This window comes from Brevibacterium moorei (genome assembly GCF_024580735.1).
Classification (GTDB): domain Bacteria; phylum Actinomycetota; class Actinomycetes; order Actinomycetales; family Brevibacteriaceae; genus Brevibacterium; species Brevibacterium moorei.
Map to the genome: position 1 here is coordinate 1 of NZ_JANIJX010000064.1, position 694 is coordinate 694.

Genomic DNA, 694 nt, shown 5'->3' on the forward strand with positions numbered 1-694 from the left:
TCACCGCTCGTTTACCAACTCCCCGAGGCTTATCGCAGGTTACAACGTCCTTCATCGGCTCCTGATGCCAAGGCATCCACCATGCGCCCTTCACCACTCACCACAACACACACAGCAGAAGACCAACCGGCCTCCCACCCGGCGTCTGGCGGGGTGGATAACACAAGAAACAAACACACCAACCACAACCCAGCCGGCCAACCCGAACCAACCCCCAACAAGGAGACCAACCCGGACACAGCCAACCCATCATGATTGGGCGACAAAATCACACACAGAAACACAGAACCAAGACACACACACCAGTGCGCATCTCATCCGATCTATGTTCTAGATGCTCACGTCCACTATTCACAAACCACACAACACCCACACACCCACCACAACCCAACACACACTCAAGCATGTCCAGCCCGGTAGGGGCGGCAACCAGAACACACACCACCAAACAATGGTCTGTTGTCCCAGAACCCCAACAGCATACTCAAACAATCAATCCCGCGATGTTCCACCCACGAGCAACCACCAGACACACACTCGGCGCCTACGATGGCCAACCACTTATTAGTTGATGCTCCTTAGAAAGGAGGTGATCCAGCCGCACCTTCCGGTACGGCTACCTTGTTACGACTTAGTCCCAATCACCAGTCCCACCTTCGACCACTCCCCCCGGACGAACCGGTTAGGCCATGGG

Annotated in this window: 2 rRNA genes; both read right to left on the reverse strand. The window is 55.5% G+C overall.

What is annotated here, in order from left to right:
* Window positions 1-103 (reverse strand): 23S ribosomal RNA (locus tag NQ034_RS16050); the annotation flags it as partial.
* A 479-nt stretch (window positions 104-582) separates the two neighbouring features.
* Window positions 583-694, reverse strand: a 16S ribosomal RNA gene (locus tag NQ034_RS16055); the annotation flags it as partial.